The following is an 18835-nucleotide window of genomic DNA, read 5'->3' on the forward strand; positions in this document are numbered from 1 at the left end:
GAAATCTTCATGCATGTGTCTGAATAAGGGTGTGATTCAGACAAGGCAAGAGAAAATCCCCTAGTATGAGTCTGAATAAGGGTGTGATTCGGACAAGGCCAGAGGAAATCTCTAGGCATGAGACCGAATAAGGGGTGTGATTCAGACAAGGCAACAGGAAATTTCCAAGCATGAGTCTGAAAAATGGTACGATTCAGACAACAACCGAGGGAATTTCCGGTCATGAGTCTGAATGCGGGTGTGATTCAGACAAGGCCAGAGGAAACCTTCATGCATGAGTCTGAATAAGGGTGTGATTCGGACAAGGCTATAGGAAATCTCTAGGCATGAGTCCGAATGCGAGTGTGATTCAGACAATGCCAGAGAAAACCCCTAAGTATGAGTCTGAATAAGGGTGTGATTCGGACAAGTCTATAGGAAATCTCTAGGCATGAGTCCGAATGCGGGTGTGATTCAGACAAAGCCAGAGGAAACCACTAAGTATGAGTCTGAATAAGGGTGTGATTCGGACAAGGCTATAGGAAATCTCTAGGCATGAGTCCGAATGCGGGTGTGATTCAGACAAGTCTATAGGAAATCCCCAAGGATGAGTCGGAATGCGGGTGTGATTCAGACAATGCCAGAGAAAATCCCCTAGCATGAGTCGGAATAAGGTGTGATTCAGACAAGGCCGGAGGAAATCCCCAGTCATGAGTCTGAATAAAGGTGTGATACAGGCAAGGGCCAAAAGAAATCTCCAAGCATGAATCCTAATTTAGCATGATTTGGGCAAGATCCGAGGATAACTCCATTTTGAGTCAAAATGGGGAATGTAATTTTCTATAGGATGGGTTAAACTGTTGAAAACGTATATAATAAATTTTTTTAACTGAGAGTGAACTTTTTAATGACTTCATACGTATTATTAGCGAAAAATAAAAAATAACAAATTTTCTCGGGGGAGAATTCAATGCATGGATGAAAAGGAACTAATTCGCAGTGCAAAGCGTGGTGACTCACTCGCGTTTGCAATGCTTTTTAAAGAACATTATCCTTTTTTAGTTAAGTATTTAATAAAAGTTACAATGAAACCTGATATTGCTGAAGACATCGCACAAGAGGCAATGATGAAAAGCATGGAAAAAATTAATATGTATAACGGTAAAGCAAAATTCTCCTCATGGCTCATAACAATTGCTACGAACTTATACATAGACACTATCCGCAAAAAGAAACGCGAACAAAATTATCAACAGGAGCAAGCATTACGAAAAATGAAGTGGCAATTCGAGAACCATTCTGAGGATTGGAATGATGTTCTTGATGCACTGGGAAGGCTTTCAGATGAAATTCGGATTCCAATTGTTCTCAAACATTATTATGGATATTCATATGAAGAAATCGCTGATATGCTTCATATCGCCATCGGTACTGTTAAATCAAGAATACATAATGGAATTCATACAGTGAGAAAGGAGTTGAGACCTAATGAAGAAAAACAAGCTAACTCTATTAAAAAACGAACAACGACTTGAAGAGGATCCAGAAACGATTCAAGATATAAATGAAGCACTCACTAAAATAGATCATCATTACTCGGTTTTCACTCCGGACCTACAAGTATTTGAACAAATGGTAGCAACTGCACAACAAAAACAAAAGAAGAAGTTTAGACGAGAACTGACCGCATTTATTTTGATTGCATTATTCATCATGACGGCTTTAATAACGTCATTTTTCCGTCTTCCTCTTGCATTTATTGTGATTCAAGGTATTGCAACAATTAGCTTTCCAGTATATAGCTTCTTTCGTTATCGAAAAAAGGTGATTGTACATGAATACGAATGATACTCTACTTATTATGGTGGCAGTGATTGCCCTTCTTATTCAAAGCTTTTGGTTGTTTTTAGATGCTCGAAAGCGGGGGCATAATTATTGGTTTTGGGGAATATGGGGATTAATTCAATCACCGTTGCCCCTTCTTTGTTATCTTATTATTGCAAGAAAAATTTATCGACGTAAAGCAGGTAGGGAATGATGAGGAATATTGCAAAATATATTGTATTAATGATAGCCATTGTTGGACAAATCGTAGGAATTGTATTTTTGTTTATTGATATTTCAAAGGCACTAACATTCTATGCCTTTTACATGGTTGCCATTATTCTATTATTTGCCCTATTAGTATGGGAACGAAAACGTGAGAAAGAGGAGGATGACGAAAATGATTATCGTGACTACTGATTTTGTACCTGGAAAAGAAGTAAAAGAACTTAAAGGATTTGCAAGAGGAGGTACAGTTCAGTCAAAGCATATTGGTAAAGATATAATGGCTGGATTAAAAACAATTGTTGGAGGAGAGATCTCCGATTATACTGAAATGCTAGAAGAAGCCCGCCAAAAAGCAATTGGTCGAATGGTGGAAGATGCAAAAGCAAAAGGAGCAAATGCAGTAATCGGGATGCGATTACAAACCTCAGCTGTTATGCAAAATGCATCTGAAATTATTGCATATGGAACAGCAGTTTATGTAGAGTAACTAGTAAAACTTAAAAAAGCCTTGATAATTATTTCCAACATGTTATGATTGGAAATAAGAAAAATTGCATAAATAATATTATTCCACTAGGGGTGCCTTTAAATAAGGTAAATGTATTAATGGTGTTATACCTTTGAATCGTTTACCGGAAGGCTGAGATTGAGGATTGTTTTATCATAACCTTGAGACCCTTAGAACCTGATCTGGTTGATACCAGCGTAGGGAAGTGGGTAGACGGGTCTCTTTATTTTTATTTGTCTAAATCCAAACCACTTTCTTTACGTTGGTAAAGAAGGTGGTTTTTTATTTTGCAAATAACAGTAAAGGGAGGAGAATTGAACATGTTATTTTCAGAAGAAATACGTAAAGAGGCAAACGATATTTGGGAGGCAAGCTTTGACCATCCATTTGTCACAGGGATTGGAGACGGTACATTACCAATTAAATGTTTCCGTTACTATGTCATGCAGGATGCCTATTACTTAACTCATTTTGCAAAAGTGCAATCTTTAGGCGCAGCAAAGGCGGAGGACTTACATACAACAAACAGGCTTGCTATTCACGCTCAAGGAACTTACGAGGCCGAACTAGCGCTGCATAAAAGCTTTTCCGGAAGACTTGGGATTACGGAGGAAGAAAGAAAAAACTTTAAACCCGCACCGACAGCATATGCATATACATCACACTTGTATAGAGCCGCATATTCAGGTCATTTGGGTGATGTAATTGCTGCTTTATTACCATGTTATTGGCTATATTATGAAATTGGTGAAAGACTTAAAGGTTGCAAACCAGAAGAGCCGATTTATCAGGAGTGGATTGCGGCGTATGGTGGGGATTGGTTTAAAGAACTAGTTGAAGAACAGATCGATAGAGTAAATGAATTGGCAGAAAAAGCGACGCAAGAGGATCGTGACCGCATGAAGGAACATTTTATGATTAGTAGTCAATATGAATACTCCTTTTGGGAAATGGCGTACAAATTAGAGAACTGGCCAGTTCAATCAAAACTATCTGTCTGAACGAAGGAGAAGAGGAGAGGTATTAATGAGCAAAGGATTAAAACTAACTGATATTTTGGTTACGATCGTAATCGCCATTGCATTTGGAATTGTTTATATTGTTTGGGGTTCTTTATATTATGTTGTAAAGCCGATTGGGCTGCACGCCGATCAGTTAATCTATGGAATGTGGTTTATTGCAGCGACTGTTGCGTATCTTGTGATTCGTAAACCTGGTGTTGCATTACTGGCAGAAATTGCAGCTGCCTCAGGTGAATTTATTTTAGGGTCTCCATGGGGCCTAACCGTTCTGCTGTACGGTGTTGTACAGGGGCTGTTTGCTGAAGCAGTGTTTATGCTCTTTCGATATAGAAAATATAATCTTGCTGTGGTCGTCTTGGCAGCAATAGCTTCTTGTCTAGGGTCAGTAATAATGGATTTTGCGTATGGAGAAATAGGTGACTTAGCTACCTGGAATCTCATTTTGTTCCTAGTTGCTAGATTCGTAGGTTCCATCTTGTTTGCTGGTGTTTTTGCTTATTACCTAGTTAGTGCCTTGGAAATGACAGGGGTAACAAAACTTGTACGCCCACTATCCAGCAGTGATTTTGATGCACTAGATCAAAAATAAAAGGGGATCGAATATGGAATCAATTGCCTTTGTAGAATACCTACGTTTAACATTTCCTGGAGATAAGTCCTTGCTTTTTAAGGACTTATCTTGCCATATTAAAAAAGGGGAGAAAATATTAATTCTCGGGCCTTCAGGTTGTGGAAAGTCAACAATTCTTCAAGTGTTAAGCGGGATTATCCCAAACTCGATAGAATTACCAATGAAGGTAGATAAGTTACAGATCCCCAAAGCATGGGGCTATGTTTTTCAGGATCCTGATTCACAGTTTTGCATGCCTTATGTTGATGAGGAACTTGCATTTGTCTTAGAAAATTTACAAATTCCTAGGGATCAAATGGATGAACGGATAAAAAGTCTTTTAGAGCAAGTTGGATTAGATTTGGAAGATATCCACACAAACATCCAAACCTTGTCAGGAGGAATGAAACAACGTTTAGCCATAGCATCTGTATTGGCATTAGAGCCAGACGTATTATTTTTAGATGAGCCTTCATCCATGCTTGATCCAGCTGGGACACAGGAAATTTGGGAAGTGATAAGAAATGTTATGGTGGATAAAACAGTGGTCATCGTAGAGCATAAACTGGAGCACGTCCTTCCAATTGTTGATCGAATAATCCTTTTCAACGAAGCTGGAGAGATTATTGCAGATGGATCTAAAACTGAAATTTTTTCTAATTATAAAACGGTCATCAACGAACAAGGTATTTGGTATCCAGGAGTCTGGGATCACTTTGTTCAAGACTTTAAATGGATGCAATCTATTAATACAGCAGAGTTTAATCCCCCATCTATTCGACTAGAGGAATTTAAGGGATATAGACAGAAAAAGGAAAAAATATATATTAACGATGTTCAAGTTCAGGAAGGAGAGTGGATTGTGGTCAAGGGGAGAAATGGTGCTGGGAAAAGTACCCTGCTTCACTCCCTCATGCAATTCATTCAAACAAAAGGTCACTATTCATTATTTGGAGAAGTAGTTACAACCTCAAAAAAGCTAGATCACGCCATGACATTTGTATTTCAAAACCCGGAGCTTCAATTTGTAACAAACTCTGTTTATGAGGAAATTGCTTATTCGTTAAGGATTGATAAACGAAGTGAACTAGAAATATCTGAGACCGTGGAGGAACTTCTACGAATCTTTCACCTCATAGAACATCAAAACAAACATCCTTACCAGTTATCTATGGGACAAAAACGAAGATTAAGTGTAGCAGCCTCTATTGTAAGGGATCAGCAAATACTTTTACTAGATGAGCCCACATTTGGACTTGACTCAAAAAATACGTTTGCCCTTCTTACTTTACTAGAAAATTATAGACAAAAGAACAAGACAATCATTATGGTTACTCACGATGAAAAAATTGAAGAGTATTTTGCGACAAGAAGTTGGACCATTGAGAATGGGAGATTAGTAAAAGATCAATTGTTGAATCAAGTGAAAGTAAATCTTAGCCTCTTGAGAGTGTAAACAGGGAAAGGAAATTACTCATGGAACTTTTAAGTAAAGATACATGGCTACATCGAATAAATCCAAGTATAAAGCTATTCGTACTAATCAGTTTATGTATTGCAGTATTATTCATTGATACTCTTCAGCTTCTTATTCATATTTCATTGGTCGTTTTTATCTTATTCTTTGGATTCACAGGACATTCATTTAAACGAATCATTCTTATTACTTTGCCATTTTTGCTTATTTTTCTCTCAACCTCATCATCTATGATTCTATTTGGTAAAGGAGAGACGGTACTTTTTAAGTGGGGACTTATAACAATCTCCGAGGAAAGCATTTATAAAGGGTTAGTTGTTGGTTTTAGAGGAATTATATTTGCAGGTCTAGGCTTAACGTTCGCTTTAACGACACGGCCTGTTTTTCTTTTTTATTCGTTGATGCAGCAGCTAAAGTTGCCGCCTAAATATGCATATAGCTTTATGGCTGGATTACGGTTGATTCCCATTATGATAGAAGAGTTCCAAACGATTCAAAATGCATTGCGCGTTCGTGGGATTGAACACCAAAAAGGGATTCGCTCTATCTTTATTAAACTAAAAGCATATTCTATTCCGTTATTATCACAAAGTATTAGGCGAGCACATCGGATAGCAGTTGCTATGGAGGCAAAGCGCTTTTCGAATCATAATAATCGTACATTCTATTATGAACTGACTCTTTCAAAGTATGATTTGGTTTTTATTCTATATTTCGTGATTATGGTAAGTCTTGGTTACTATCTCTCCAGTCCATTATTTTTGATTTAGGAGTCCGGTTACTTCATGGAAGGGAACTAGATGTGTTACGATAATTTTAAGTTAAGGAATAAGATATTTTGGGATTTAGGAGTTTGAAGGAAGGATTGATGTGGGGTGACTGAACGCTATTCTCGCCAAGAGTTATTTACTCCAATTGGATTGGAAGGACAAAAGAAGATTAGAAGTAAGCATGTGTTAATTGTAGGTGCTGGTGCACTAGGTACGGGCAGTGCTGAGGGACTGGTTCGAGCTGGAATTGGAAAGTTAACAATTGTAGACCGTGATTATGTAGAATGGACAAATTTACAAAGACAGCAATTATATAGTGAAGAAGATGCGGCAAATCGTTTACCAAAAGCTGTTGCAGCAAAACAACGCTTAGAAAAAATAAATTCAGAGGTCGATATCCGGGCTCATGTCATGGATGTTTCCATTCAAGAGATTGAAAATATCATTGATCATGTTGATTTAATAATCGATGCTACCGATAATTTTGACATAAGAATGCTCTTAAATGATGCTTCACAAAAGTATAAGATTCCTTGGATTTACGGGGCATGCGTTGGGAGCTATGGAATTAGCTATGCTATTCTTCCTGGTCAAACACCATGTCTGCATTGCCTCTTAGAAACTGTACCCATGGGTGGACTAACATGTGATACGGTGGGAATTATTAGTCCAGCTGTACAGATGGTGGTAGCCTATCAGGTAACCGAAGCTTTAAAAATATTGGTTGAGGATTACGATGCATTACGCAGTAAATTGGTTTCGTTTGATTTATGGAAAAATCAACATACCGCGATTAAGGTTGATCGTGTGAAAAAGGAAAGCTGTCTTTCCTGTGGAACAAATCCAACCTATCCTTTTTTATCCTATGAGAATCAAACAAAGTCAGCTGTTTTATGTGGACGAGATTCTGTTCAAATACGGCCTAGTGAAAAAATCGAAAGAGATTTAGATTCACTTGCGGAGCTTTTATCCACCCAAGGTGGCAAGGTCGAAAGAAACCCATACTTACTATCCTTTCAAAAAGGACAAAACCGAATGGTCATTTTCAAAGATGGGCGTGTTCTCATCCATGGAACAAAGGATTTATTAGAGGCTAAAAGCCTTTACCATCGATATTTGGGATAATTTCAAATTGAGGAACTTGTCGAAAAACTAGTGATTGACAATAACATGTCCATGATGGTAATCTAACAAAGTATTAAGATTACTACAAAATGGAAGGGAGGGTAACGAAATGAAAAAGCAAAAGATTTATCCAATTAACTTTATACAATTCGTGACCCTTCCTATTGTAAATATAGATTGATAGTCCACGACTATCAAAATTAACATCTACACAAAGGATACACAGGTCACGCTATGCGGACGTGTGTTTTTATGTGCTTTTTAGGGCATATCGCGCTTGCGCCGGTATGCCCTTTTTGCGTCTTTTTGGGTACAACAACCTCAAGGTTGTTTACTATAAAAATACAAAAAGAATAAGTGTTCAAAAGGAGGATGAAGAGGACCGCGTCGACAAAAACGCCACGGCCTCATGTCTTGTCGACACTAGCACGTCCTGTGCGTCGAAATTTCAAGGCGACGCGAGCACCCGAGTACCGGAGCGAGGCAACTGCTTGAGTTAACATCCATGCAGCCTTACGCTGAGGAATTGACTTCGTGAATAAACTAGCAGACGCAAGCGCATGTCCTAGTTATTACCATGTTCTCGGAGAAATGTTTGCAGAAATTCGAAGCGTCATATTCACCGCACTTTTTGAACAACAACTAAGGGAGGAAGTTGAAATGAATGTGATTATTGCATTGAAATATGTCGGAGATCCAGAAAGCGGTTAGAACAGTGGAACGTGAAGGGAGAGGACACATATGTTTTCAGTTTTAGGAAAATTAAGATGGTTTTTTAAACAATATTGGAAAAGATACACTGTTGCAATTATATTGTTAACAATAGTAGGTATTTTAGAAATCATACCTCCAAAGATAATAGGTCTTGCGATTGATGAAATTCATATCGGAACACTAACCTCAGAAAAAATAGTCCAATATCTATTATTCTTAGCAGCTTTAGCAATTGTTATTTACGGAATCACTTATATTTGGATGTATCAATTATTTGGCGGTGCCTATCTCGTTGAGAGAATCTTGAGAGGGCGATTTATGAGGCATTTGCTAATCATGAAGCCTAGTTTTTATGAGAAAAATCGAACCGGTGATTTGATGGCTCGTGCAACGAATGACTTAAAATCTGTTTCTCAAACAGCCGGGTTTGGGATTTTAACTTTAGTCGATTCCAGTATATTTATGCTGACCATTCTTCTTACGATGGGATTTTTAATAAGCTGGAAGCTAACATTTGCTGCACTGATTCCTCTTCCGATTATGGCGATCATTATGAATATTTACGGAAAGAAAATTCATCAACGGTTTATGGAAGCACAGGACTCATTCGGGACCTTGAATGACCAAGTACTCGAATCGATTGCAGGAATTCGTGTAATTCGTGCGTATGTCCAAGAAAAGGCGGATGAACAACGTTTCAGTCATTTGACTGAAGATGTTTTTCGAAAAAATATTAAGGTAGCAAAAATTGATGCTTTGTTTGATCCAACAATGAAGATATTGGTGGGATTAAGTTATTTAATTGGCCTTGGATATGGGGCCTATCTCGTATTTCATAATGTAATTACCCTTGGGGAACTGGTTTCTTTCAACGTATATCTTGGAATGATGATTTGGCCGATGTTAGCAATTGGTGAACTCATCAACATCATGCAGCGGGGAAATGCATCACTCGACCGTGTGAATGAAACACTAGCCTATCAGCCAGATGTTGCAAATCACAAAAATACAATAGAAATCAAGTTGCCTGAACAAATCGAATTTCATAAGGTGACTTTCCAATACCCTACATCAACAGTGAAAAACCTTGAAGATGTTAATCTTACTATAAATAAGGGGGGCACTTTAGGGGTTGTAGGTAAAACAGGAAGCGGGAAGACAACATTTGTAAAGCAGTTGCTTCGTGAGTATCCTGTTGGCAAAGGAGAACTTATGATTTCCGGAACACCAATTGACCGCATTCCAATGGAGACACTTCACGGTTGGATTGGTTATGTACCGCAAGACCATATTTTATTTTCGCGATCAGTTCGTGAGAATATCCTATTTGGCAATAAAGATGCAACAAATGATGAGCTTGAAAAGGCGATTGAACTTGCAGCTTTTAGCAAAGATTTAACAATGCTACCAGAAGGTTTGCAGACCCTTGTAGGTGAAAAAGGGGTAGCGTTATCAGGTGGGCAAAAGCAAAGAATCTCAATAGCACGTGCTTTACTCATTAATCCGGAAATTCTTATTTTAGACGATTCATTATCAGCAGTTGATGCGAAAACTGAAACTAAAATCATTGAGAATATTCGAAAAGAGCGTGCAGGTAAAACAACTATTATAACGACTCACAGATTATCTGCCGTAGAGCACGCGGATTGGATTGTTGTACTAGAGGATGGTCGAATAATTGAAGAGGGAACTCACTTACAGCTATTAGCCATGAACGGTTGGTACAAAGAACAATTTGACCGACAACGGGTAGAGGAACTAACAGAAAATGGGGTGACAGCATGAACGTAGGAAAACGTCTCGTATCTTATGCACTCCTTTATAAGAAAATGATAATTTCAGCACTATTAATGCTGTCGCTCGCAGTAGCAGCTGAATTAACGGGTCCATTCATTGCAAAGACCATGATAGATGACCATATTTTGGGAATCGAGAATAAATGGTATGTAACGACTGAAAGCATGGATGCTGTAGAATACAACAATACTTGGTATAAACGCTCTGATAATTTCTCAGAGGGTGAGGATAAGGGTGACGAATCACGTATTTTACAGGTTGGCCGTTCTTATTATTTTGTGGATAGGCCAATCGAGTTTGATGGGGAACGAACAGTAAAAAACGGGAATCTTGAAATTAGAAGAAATGGTGAAACACTAGTATACCCTGCATCAAAATTATCCGTTGATGAGTTGTTCGCATTTTATCGACCTGAGATTCCAAAGCTCATTAAATTAATTGTGGCCTATTTCGGTCTCTTAGTAGTTGCATCCATTTTTCACTTTGGGCAACGCTTTTTATTGCAGACATCCTCAAATCGTATTATTCAAAAGATGCGCCAGGATGTATTTGCGCAAATACAGCGGTTACCGATACAGTATTTTGATAAATTGCCAGCTGGTAAAGTGGTTTCAAGAATCACAAATGATACGGAAGCAATACGAGAACTGTATGTAACTGTTTTAGCTAATTTTTTCTCAAGTATTATTTACATCACTGGGATATTTATCGCGTTATTTTTATTAGAGGTAAAGCTTGCTCTAATTTGTTTAATCCTTGTTCCAATCTTAGTTATTTGGATTAAGGTCTACCGGAAATATGCTTCAAAGTATAATCATAAGATTCGCTCACTGTTAAGTGAAATCAATGGAATGATCAACGAATCCATTCAAGGGATGACTATTATCCAGGCATTTAAAAGGCAGGAAGAATCCCGAAAGGAATTTGAAGAGCTTAATGAGAAACATTTTTCTTATCAAAATAAGCTACTAAGTTTAAACGCTTTAACTTCTTTCAATCTTGTTGGGGTTCTCCGAAATGTATCATTCGTAGCATTAATCTGGTATTTTGGAGGAGCATCTTTGTCTGCAAACAGCGTTATTTCTTTAGGTGTCTTATATGCTTTTGTTGATTATTTGAATCGACTCTTTCAGCCAATTACTGGAATGGTCAACCAATTGGCGATTTTAGAACAATCATTAGTAGCGGGTGAACGGGTCTTTACGCTTCTCGACTTAGAAGGTGTCGATGTAAATGAGGAGAAACTACCTCGCTACAAAGGAAATGTTGAGTTTAATCATGTTAATTTTGGTTACAAAGAAGGGGAATATGTTTTAAAAGATATCTCCTTTGAAGCAATGCAAGGAGAGACCGTAGCGCTTGTTGGTCATACAGGTTCTGGAAAGAGCTCAATCATGAATTTACTGTTCCGCTTTTATGATATTAAGGATGGACAAATATTGATTGACGGGAAAAATATAAATGATATTCCGAAACAGCAACTGCGTAAGCACATGGGAATTGTGTTGCAGGATCCTTACCTTTTTACTGGTACGATTGCAACGAATGTGAGTCTAGATGACCCTTCAATATCAAGAGAAAAGGTTGAAAAGGCATTGAAGGATGTTGGGGCAGACCAACTGCTGAAAAGCTTGCCTAAAGGATACGATGAGCCTGTGATCGAGAAAGGAAGTACATTGTCATCAGGACAAAGACAGCTTATTTCCTTCGCGCGAGCACTTGCCTTCGACCCTGCAATCCTCATTCTTGATGAAGCCACGGCAAGTATTGATACTGAAACAGAGGCAATTATCCAAGATGCGTTAGAGGTATTAAAGAAGGGACGAACAACCTTCATTATTGCTCATCGCTTGTCGACGATAAAAAATGCGGATCAAATTCTCGTACTTGATCGAGGCCAAATCGTTGAGCAAGGAAACCATGATGAACTGATGCAAAGGAAAGGGAAGTACTATCAAATGTATCAACTGCAGCAAGGTAAAAATTCAATTGCTGGCTAAGAAAAGGAGTCAGAAAATGTTCATTCCTTTGACAAGAATCCGCCATAAAATAAGCCTGACTTTTCCACATTAGATGATACTATAAAATCATCTAAAGATAATGGGGGAGTCAATATGGAAGAATTATCAATTACATTTAATATTGCTGCAGCATTAGTTTTAGTATTCTTTATCGGTGCAATATTGATTGAATCATAAAAAAATCCACGGTTTTCGTGGATTTTTTTGTTTGGAAGAAAAAAAGGCACAATATGTCAGCGCTTGACTTAAGCTTCCCTACTAAAGCCGCGCGCCTTCCATTTTTCTTTTTAGTCTGGTGTATTTACCATGATGCCCGCTACTTGTTGAAGTCTAGCATAGAAGGCATCTGCTACCTCACCGGTAAGTTCTGTTTCCTCGAATGCTTCTTTCATGCAACGTAGCCAAGCATTTGCTCGAGTTGGTGTGATTTCAAAAGGCATATGACGATATCTCATGGCTGGAGGTCCAAATTCATTACTATACAATGTTGGTCCACCTAGAAACTGGGTTAAGAACATATATTGCTTACGTTTAATTTCTTCAATATCCCCTTCGAATAAAGGAGCTAAATCTGGATCTGCATAAACCTTTGGATAAAATGCATTGACTAAATCATGAATGGCTTCTGCGCCACCAATCTCTTCATATAATGTATTAAGTCTGAAGTCCATATTATCACCGCCGCTAATTTTTCTTTATTAGTACTATATCAATACTAAAAACACAATGGTGTGATTTGAATCACAACTGACTTTATTCAGTTAAGCTCCTACTTATATAGGAAAGTATTAATGCAAAAAACTTAACAATTCAGTTGAGTGTTTAAACCTAGACTGAATAAAGTTAGAGCCTCCGGCGGATGCCACGATTTTTCAAAGGTAATTTTTCCCGCATTTACTGGTACTAAGCCCTCATGGAGGGCAAATACCAGTAAATGCCCGATTGGTTCAACTAACAATCGGTAGAAAAAATTTCACCGATTGAAGTTTCACTGTATCTCGCAGTAAGTTCAAAGACTAAAAACGCCACATCCTGTGGCAACGTCTTTATGACCCACTTCCTGTGGGACTAAAATCGGGCGCAAATACGCCAAGGCGAATTTGATTAGATATAATGATTCCCATATAAAAGAATGTTTGCTATTATAAAAATAACCGGAAGAATTTGTATTATCATTTAACAAATACCTTTGTTTTATCTTAAACAAATACAAAGGTAATTACAATTAGGAGTGTGAAAATTACGTGGACGATTTGCCACTGAGTACCATTATTTTGTTACTCATTCTTATCATGTTATCAGCGTTTTTCTCAGCAAGTGAAACGGCTTATTCAAGTGTTAATCGAATAAGACTGAAGAATTATGTGGATGAAAAGCGACGCGGAAGTAAGAAAGCATTTTTTATTACGGAGAACTTTGATAACGCCCTTTCAACAATTTTAGTTGGAAATAATATCGTAAATATTGCTGCTGCATCAATCGCCTCAAAAGTAGCAACCGATCTCTTTGGTGGGAATACGGGACTTGTTATCAGTACATTTGTGATGACATTACTTATTTTAATATTTGGGGAGGTTCTTCCAAAATCATTTGCAAAAGAAAATGCGGAAAGCTTCTCATTAAGAGTCTCCGGTATATTATTTACATTAATGAAAATTCTGACACCAATTACATATTTATTTGGACTATTAAAAGCATTGGCAGCTAAACTCATCAAAAGTAATAATGAGACTCCGTCCTTTACAGAAGAAGAAATCAAAGTAATGGTTGATTTAAGTGAGGAAGAAGGAGTTATTGACAATAAAGAAAAAGAATTAGTGCATCGATCACTCGACTTTAATGATATTTTAGTCGGAGAAATATTGACACCCCGCATTGACATGATTGCCGTTGAAGTCAATGATTCGATAGAAAATATTAGAGATATGTTCTTAGAGGAACGCTTTTCACGTGTACCGGTTTATGAGGACAACATAGATAATATAATTGGAATTTTATCAGAACGTGAATTTTTAAGTCTTCTTGTTCAACAAAAGAACATTAATATCCGTTCAATTATTCGCAAACCATTCTTTGTTGTTGAATCGATGAAAATTTCTACACTACTACCTGAACTTCAAAAAAGTAAAACACATCTAGCAATTGTTGTGGATGAATTTGGTGGTACCTCCGGTTTAATTACGCTAGAGGACATTATAGAGGAAATTGTTGGAGAAATTTGGGATGAACATGATGAAAAGATTAAATATTTTACACAAATAGATGAAAATACTTATGAAATAAATGCAGATATGCCACTTGACGATTTTTCCGATATCATTGGAATTGAGGAGCCTGAAAGCTCACACTATTCAGTAGGTGGTTGGATTTTTGAATCATTTGAAAAAATTCCAGTTGTCGGAGATACGTTTGACTATTTGCATCTCACAATAAAAGTTACTGAGGTTGAAAACCGCAGGATTAGAAAGGCTTTCGTAGAAGTAAATCAACCTATATTAGATATCGAAAATTAACATATTCAGGGGACGGTTCTTCTGGTTTTCATAAAAGTGGAAACCTGTAGAACCGTCCCTTTGTACTTTATTGGATAATACTAGCCACAGTCTGTGGGATGGGGACTTTGTCATCAACGCCATATTTCTTCTCAAACGAGTGATATTCAAAAAGTGTACCTTCAGGTGAAGTCACGGCAAGGTCAAGAATGTAGTCGCCATGATCACCTTTTGTCTCTAGATAAAAGGTAGTATCTGCAATTTCTAGATGATAAAAATGATACTGGAATCCAAGAAATTCTTTGACATCAAAACGGGTGTCTGGGTGCGTAGAAATATACTTGGCAAGTTCATCTATCGTTGACATTGGCCGATTCAAAACAGTGTTTATTTTTTCTTTTACCATTTGTGATGTTGTTGTCAATGTATCTTTAGCCTTTGTTGTTATGTCTCGAATAATTTGATTTACTTCACTCAATGTGGATCTCTCCTATAGGGATTTCTAGTCTTATGAGTAGTAATCCTGATAGCCTTCATTTGATGATTCAGCCTTTTTTTCATTCGTGCTATTGTAAGGGGCTGTAATCTCGCCTTCCATATAAGAATCACTTACTTGTTCATGTGTTGTAGCTAATCCTTGTGATAATTGATCATTCTTACCGTAATCTTCTGGTTGATAATGTCTTGCAGCTAATTCATTCGTATTGTTTTGTACGTTATCCTTCAAAGCGAATTCCTCCTAAAAATAATATCTTCTTTCTTAGTATCTCAACAACAATATTTAATAAATCAAGTCAAAAGTTGGAAACCTTATATAAAACAAGAGACACCCTTAAAGGGTGCCTCTTAAGCCATAATATTTAATTTTTTATTAACCTTGACGACCACTCATAGATTGTTGAGCGAAAGATACTAAACGTTTTGTAATTTCTCCACCAACTGATCCGTTTGCGCGAGATGTAGTGTCAGCACCTAAGTTAACACCAAATTCTTGAGCAATTTCATACTTCATTTGGTCGATAGCTTGTTCTGCACCTGGTACTAATAATTGGTTACTGTTGTTGCTATTGTTGTTTGCCATTTTTCCTTCATCTCCTTAAACTGATTTTTATTTGGTGGGTTACTCCGGAATTGCACCAGATATAAGGGTTTCCTTAGCCTCTAGGCTAACCCGAGTAAAAACTGTTTAAAGATGTTTCGGTGTTGCTTGGTGAGTTGCTGTTGCTGTGTTTGTACTAAGTATTATGTGACGAAGAGAAGAATATATTCTAGAATTTATCTACCAAATAATTCCTATGAAAAAGAAAGCATAACAGTATTGTTTCGTCAAAAACTATCGGTAAGTAATTAAGAATATAGGAGAGAAGACCATGCCAATTTGTCCATTATGTAATGGCTTTAACAATGCTAGCTTCTCATGTGCACAATGTGGGAATTCCTTAGAGGATTCAGGACGTATTATTGATTATTTTGGTCCCTACAGTGCTTATATGCAGATAGATTCCATGAAGAAAATAGATGGGATAGAGACAACTTTACAAAATAATGAATGTGCTCATTTGTTTTATTGTCCAAACTGTAACAACCAAGAAACGATCCTAATTAAAGAATAGCAAATCTGCATGAATGTAAAAAAAGTCGCCCAAGTGGGCGACTTTCTATTTTCAAATTAGCGAATTCTTTTTTCTGACTCAGCATCGAAGAAATGGCATTTGTTCATATCAAATGCAAGTTCGATTGTTTCACCTGGTTTTGCTTGTGTACGAGAATCTACACGTGCAACGAAATCCGTATTCCCAAGTTGTGAATAAAGCATTGTTTCTGCACCAGTTAATTCAGATACTTCAATAAGTGCATTAATTTTAGATCCTTGAGAAGACTCGATGAATACAGGCTCATCATGGATGTCCTCAGGACGAATACCAAGGATGATGTCTTTGTTTACATAGCCTTGCTCACGAAGAACTTTCATTTTACCTTCAGGAACAGCAATGTTTACATTGCCGATGGTAAATGTACCATCTTTTAAAGTACCTGGGAAGAAGTTCATCGCAGGGGATCCAATGAAACCAGCAACGAATACGTTTTCAGGGTTATCATAAACATCTTTTGGTGCACCGACTTGTTGAATAATACCATCTTTCATAACAACAAGACGAGTAGCCATTGTCATCGCTTCAGTTTGGTCATGCGTTACGTAAATAGTAGTTGTTTGCAGACGTTGGTGAAGTTTAGAAATTTCAGCACGCATTTGTACACGAAGCTTTGCATCAAGGTTTGATAAAGGCTCATCCATTAAGAATACCTTTGCGTCACGAACAATCGCACGGCCTAACGCAACACGCTGACGTTGACCACCTGATAAAGCTTTTGGCTTACGCGTTAAGTATTCTTCTAGGCCAAGAATTTTTGCTGCTTCTTTCACACGACGATCAATTTCGTCTTTAGGGAACTTACGAAGCTTTAATCCGAAAGCCATGTTATCATATACACTCATATGTGGATATAATGCATAGTTTTGGAATACCATCGCGATGTCACGGTCTTTCGGAGCAACATCATTCACACGTTTATCATCAATGAAGAAATCACCTTGGGAAATTTCTTCTAATCCTGCAATCATACGTAAAGTTGTAGATTTACCACAACCAGATGGACCTACGAATACGATGAATTCTTTATCTTGAATATGAAGGTTAAAATCTTCTACTGCTGTTACTTTATTGTCATATACTTTGTAAATATGGTCTAATACTAATTCAGCCATTGTTTCTCCTCCTAGTGTAAACGTTTTCGATAGTTAAAGTTTACTTTAGAGAGGTCAAAATCGTAAATGTATAAATTGCACAAAACTTTGAAAGGGTTTTCGTGCATGTCTACAAATCTGAATAGTGCTCTAATTCTAGAATTGCTAAGTACGTCGTAACTGCACCATGAAAATGCTTTATATCGACTCCCGACTTTTCGATGAATTTCTCAATACGATACTGCAAGCTATTCCGGTGCATATATAAACGTTTAGCTGCATTGGATACGTTTAAATCACTTTCAAAGAAAACCTTGATTGTCTCAAGTAATTCATGATCGCCCTGAAGTTCCTCGGGAATTATATTTTTAAGTTGATTTCGAAAACTTCTATCCAATCCTTCTAACAGTATAAATGGCAAAACATCATGAAGTCGGTAGACTTTCTGTTTATGTAAAAAGTGCATCCCTTTACGAAACCATTCCCTTTCATTTTGAAAAAGCGAACCGAGATTGTCAGTGAGGGGATGGGTTTGTCCAATGAATAAATTCATATCCGTATAGAAATCACTAGTTAATGTAACAGTAATTTCATCATAAATGACTTCCTCAATCATTTCTTCATTTCTTGTTTCAATTAGAACCCCACTCGAGTCATTTTCCCATAAGAAGATTGTATCCCGTGGTAAAAGCGCTTGTATGGCTTCCTGGAATTCAAGTTTGTCGGTAATAGGTTGGTCAGCATAGAATTGAATAAATCGGCATTGTGTAAAAGACATTTGATTTGAAGAAATGTTTCCTTGTTGCAAAAACAAAAGGTTATACCAGAACGCCTGAGTATCCGTCATATCATTTTTATGTGTACCATACGGTGTAAAAAGGGAAGACAGAAGGGAGGCCTCTTTTGGCGAAAGTTGCTCCTTTTTTATCCCAAACAAAGGTCCAGAATCTGTTAGAAACCACATATATTTCTCTGTATTATATGGCGATTCGGACGTTACAAACGCATCCTTATAGTGATTCTTTAGATTTTCAATCATGTAAAATAACTCCTTATATCGAACATAAAAAATCTCCTTCCATTATAACAGAAGGAGAAAGTCTGTATAACTGCTATTCAATTTCTTTCGGTGGTTCTTCCTCTACAAAATCGCGAGCTTCTTCTATATTGGTTTGATCATGAAAGCGATAGACACTTCCACCAGCCATCCCTTCGTTTATGAAGCGATCGACATCCATGAATACCTCATCTTTACCTTCATATTGAAGGTCTTCGCGCTCTTTTCCTTTGTTTTCCATATAAAAACCTCCTTTATAGCGGATGTTCAAAAAGTCCGGTGAAAATGACACATCGATATCGGATCTTCTACTAAGTACCGACACATCCTGTGTCGAACGTCGAAGTCACCACATTCTGTGGAAGCTCGTTGGCTTGTTTTTCCGTTCCTTGGAAAAGAAAATCACTTTTCCTACGTGCTAGAACATCTGCTCACGTATTAACTACATACGTTCTGCTACTCAAA

Annotated in this window: 22 protein-coding genes and 1 riboswitch; of the genes, 15 read left to right on the plus strand and 7 right to left on the minus strand. The window is 37.4% G+C overall.

Annotation, left to right across the window (positions count from 1 at the left end; all coding sequences use genetic code 11):
* Positions 1 to 953 precede the first annotated feature (953 nt).
* The 13 genes from sigY to AC6CHV_RS12345 all read left to right on the plus strand — a co-directional run bounded on the left by sigY (position 954) and on the right by AC6CHV_RS12345 (position 12054).
* Positions 954 to 1514, plus strand: a complete 561-nt coding sequence (sigY, locus tag AC6CHV_RS12285) for an RNA polymerase sigma factor SigY (protein ID WP_341332530.1) — start codon at positions 954 to 956, stop codon at positions 1512 to 1514.
* A complete protein-coding gene (locus AC6CHV_RS12290) occupies positions 1468 to 1827 on the plus strand; it encodes a YxlC family protein (RefSeq protein WP_341332529.1) in 360 nt (119 codons plus the stop codon). The genes sigY and AC6CHV_RS12290 overlap by 47 nt, the downstream gene beginning before the upstream one ends.
* Positions 1814 to 2017, plus strand: a complete 204-nt coding sequence (locus tag AC6CHV_RS12295; RefSeq protein WP_121447126.1) for a sigmaY antisigma factor component — start codon at positions 1814 to 1816, stop codon at positions 2015 to 2017. The genes AC6CHV_RS12290 and AC6CHV_RS12295 overlap by 14 nt, the downstream gene beginning before the upstream one ends.
* Complete coding sequence (locus AC6CHV_RS12300; protein ID WP_257215761.1) at positions 2014 to 2223, plus strand: hypothetical protein; 210 nt, start codon at positions 2014 to 2016, stop codon at positions 2221 to 2223. Before AC6CHV_RS12295 ends, AC6CHV_RS12300 begins: the two co-directional genes overlap by 4 nt.
* The gene (locus AC6CHV_RS12305) at positions 2204 to 2518 is read left to right on the plus strand and encodes a heavy metal-binding domain-containing protein (RefSeq protein WP_121447125.1); all 315 of its coding nucleotides are present in this window, start codon (positions 2204 to 2206) and stop codon (positions 2516 to 2518) included. The genes AC6CHV_RS12300 and AC6CHV_RS12305 overlap by 20 nt, the downstream gene beginning before the upstream one ends.
* Positions 2519 to 2596: 78 nt before the next feature.
* Positions 2597 to 2760, plus strand: a riboswitch (TPP riboswitch).
* A gap of 99 nt (positions 2761 to 2859) precedes the next feature.
* Entirely contained in the window at positions 2860 to 3540 is a 681-nt protein-coding gene (gene tenA, locus AC6CHV_RS12310; RefSeq protein WP_341332528.1) for a thiaminase II, read from the plus strand.
* A 25-nt stretch (positions 3541 to 3565) separates the two neighbouring features.
* The gene (locus AC6CHV_RS12315) at positions 3566 to 4150 is read left to right on the plus strand and encodes an ECF transporter S component (RefSeq protein ID WP_341332527.1); all 585 of its coding nucleotides are present in this window, start codon (positions 3566 to 3568) and stop codon (positions 4148 to 4150) included.
* A 13-nt stretch (positions 4151 to 4163) separates the two neighbouring features.
* Complete coding sequence (locus AC6CHV_RS12320) at positions 4164 to 5627, plus strand: ABC transporter ATP-binding protein (protein WP_341332526.1); 1464 nt, start codon at positions 4164 to 4166, stop codon at positions 5625 to 5627.
* 20 nt (positions 5628 to 5647) lie between these two features.
* Positions 5648 to 6418 carry an energy-coupling factor transporter transmembrane component T family protein gene (locus tag AC6CHV_RS12325; protein WP_341332525.1) on the plus strand — a complete coding sequence of 257 codons (771 nt, stop codon included), beginning with the start codon at positions 5648 to 5650 and terminating at the stop codon, positions 6416 to 6418.
* 105 nt (positions 6419 to 6523) lie between these two features.
* Positions 6524 to 7543, plus strand: coding sequence for a thiazole biosynthesis adenylyltransferase ThiF (locus AC6CHV_RS12330; RefSeq protein ID WP_341332524.1), 1020 nt, complete (start codon positions 6524 to 6526; stop codon positions 7541 to 7543).
* A gap of 534 nt (positions 7544 to 8077) precedes the next feature.
* Complete coding sequence (locus AC6CHV_RS12335; protein ID WP_341332523.1) at positions 8078 to 8254, plus strand: hypothetical protein; 177 nt, start codon at positions 8078 to 8080, stop codon at positions 8252 to 8254.
* A gap of 30 nt (positions 8255 to 8284) precedes the next feature.
* A complete protein-coding gene (locus tag AC6CHV_RS12340; protein WP_498078970.1) occupies positions 8285 to 10042 on the plus strand; it encodes an ABC transporter transmembrane domain-containing protein in 1758 nt (585 codons plus the stop codon).
* Entirely contained in the window at positions 10039 to 12054 is a 2016-nt protein-coding gene (locus tag AC6CHV_RS12345; protein ID WP_498078971.1) for an ABC transporter transmembrane domain-containing protein, read from the plus strand. Before AC6CHV_RS12340 ends, AC6CHV_RS12345 begins: the two co-directional genes overlap by 4 nt.
* A 308-nt stretch (positions 12055 to 12362) precedes the next feature.
* On the opposite strand, the gene AC6CHV_RS12350 is transcribed toward AC6CHV_RS12345, so the two are convergent.
* Positions 12363 to 12746, minus strand: a complete 384-nt coding sequence (locus tag AC6CHV_RS12350; RefSeq protein WP_341332520.1) for a globin domain-containing protein — start codon at positions 12744 to 12746, stop codon at positions 12363 to 12365.
* A 573-nt stretch (positions 12747 to 13319) separates the two neighbouring features.
* On the opposite strand from AC6CHV_RS12350, the gene AC6CHV_RS12355 reads away from it, so the two are divergent.
* Positions 13320 to 14588: a hemolysin family protein gene (locus tag AC6CHV_RS12355; protein WP_341332519.1), complete on the plus strand. Its 1269-nt coding sequence runs from the start codon at positions 13320 to 13322 to the stop codon at positions 14586 to 14588.
* Positions 14589 to 14655: 67 nt separating this feature from the next.
* Here the strand turns inward: AC6CHV_RS12355 and AC6CHV_RS12360 are convergent, their stop codons facing one another.
* From AC6CHV_RS12360 to AC6CHV_RS12370, 3 genes are all read right to left on the minus strand, one after another.
* On the minus strand, positions 14656 to 15045 hold the full coding sequence (locus AC6CHV_RS12360) for a hypothetical protein (RefSeq protein ID WP_341332518.1): 390 nt from the start codon (positions 15043 to 15045) through the stop codon (positions 14656 to 14658).
* Between the two features lie 30 nt (positions 15046 to 15075).
* A complete protein-coding gene (locus AC6CHV_RS12365) occupies positions 15076 to 15294 on the minus strand; it encodes a DUF4025 domain-containing protein (protein WP_121447115.1) in 219 nt (72 codons plus the stop codon).
* A 144-nt stretch (positions 15295 to 15438) separates the two neighbouring features.
* A complete protein-coding gene (locus AC6CHV_RS12370) occupies positions 15439 to 15648 on the minus strand; it encodes an alpha/beta-type small acid-soluble spore protein (RefSeq protein ID WP_010283556.1) in 210 nt (69 codons plus the stop codon).
* Between the two features lie 289 nt (positions 15649 to 15937).
* Between AC6CHV_RS12370 and AC6CHV_RS12375 the strand changes: the two genes are divergently transcribed.
* Entirely contained in the window at positions 15938 to 16180 is a 243-nt protein-coding gene (locus tag AC6CHV_RS12375; protein WP_440274085.1) for a hypothetical protein, read from the plus strand.
* A 56-nt stretch (positions 16181 to 16236) separates the two neighbouring features.
* On the opposite strand, the gene AC6CHV_RS12380 is transcribed toward AC6CHV_RS12375, so the two are convergent.
* The 3 genes from AC6CHV_RS12380 to AC6CHV_RS12390 all read right to left on the minus strand — a co-directional run bounded on the left by AC6CHV_RS12380 (position 16237) and on the right by AC6CHV_RS12390 (position 18611).
* Entirely contained in the window at positions 16237 to 17334 is a 1098-nt protein-coding gene (locus AC6CHV_RS12380) for a sn-glycerol-3-phosphate ABC transporter ATP-binding protein UgpC (RefSeq protein ID WP_121447113.1), read from the minus strand.
* A 109-nt stretch (positions 17335 to 17443) separates the two neighbouring features.
* Positions 17444 to 18352: a PucR family transcriptional regulator gene (locus AC6CHV_RS12385; RefSeq protein ID WP_440274084.1), complete on the minus strand. Its 909-nt coding sequence runs from the start codon at positions 18350 to 18352 to the stop codon at positions 17444 to 17446.
* Positions 18353 to 18425: 73 nt separating this feature from the next.
* On the minus strand, positions 18426 to 18611 hold the full coding sequence (locus AC6CHV_RS12390) for a hypothetical protein (protein WP_341332515.1): 186 nt from the start codon (positions 18609 to 18611) through the stop codon (positions 18426 to 18428).
* Positions 18612 to 18835 lie beyond the last annotated feature (224 nt).

Source organism: Ferdinandcohnia sp. GQ5 (assembly GCF_059759275.1).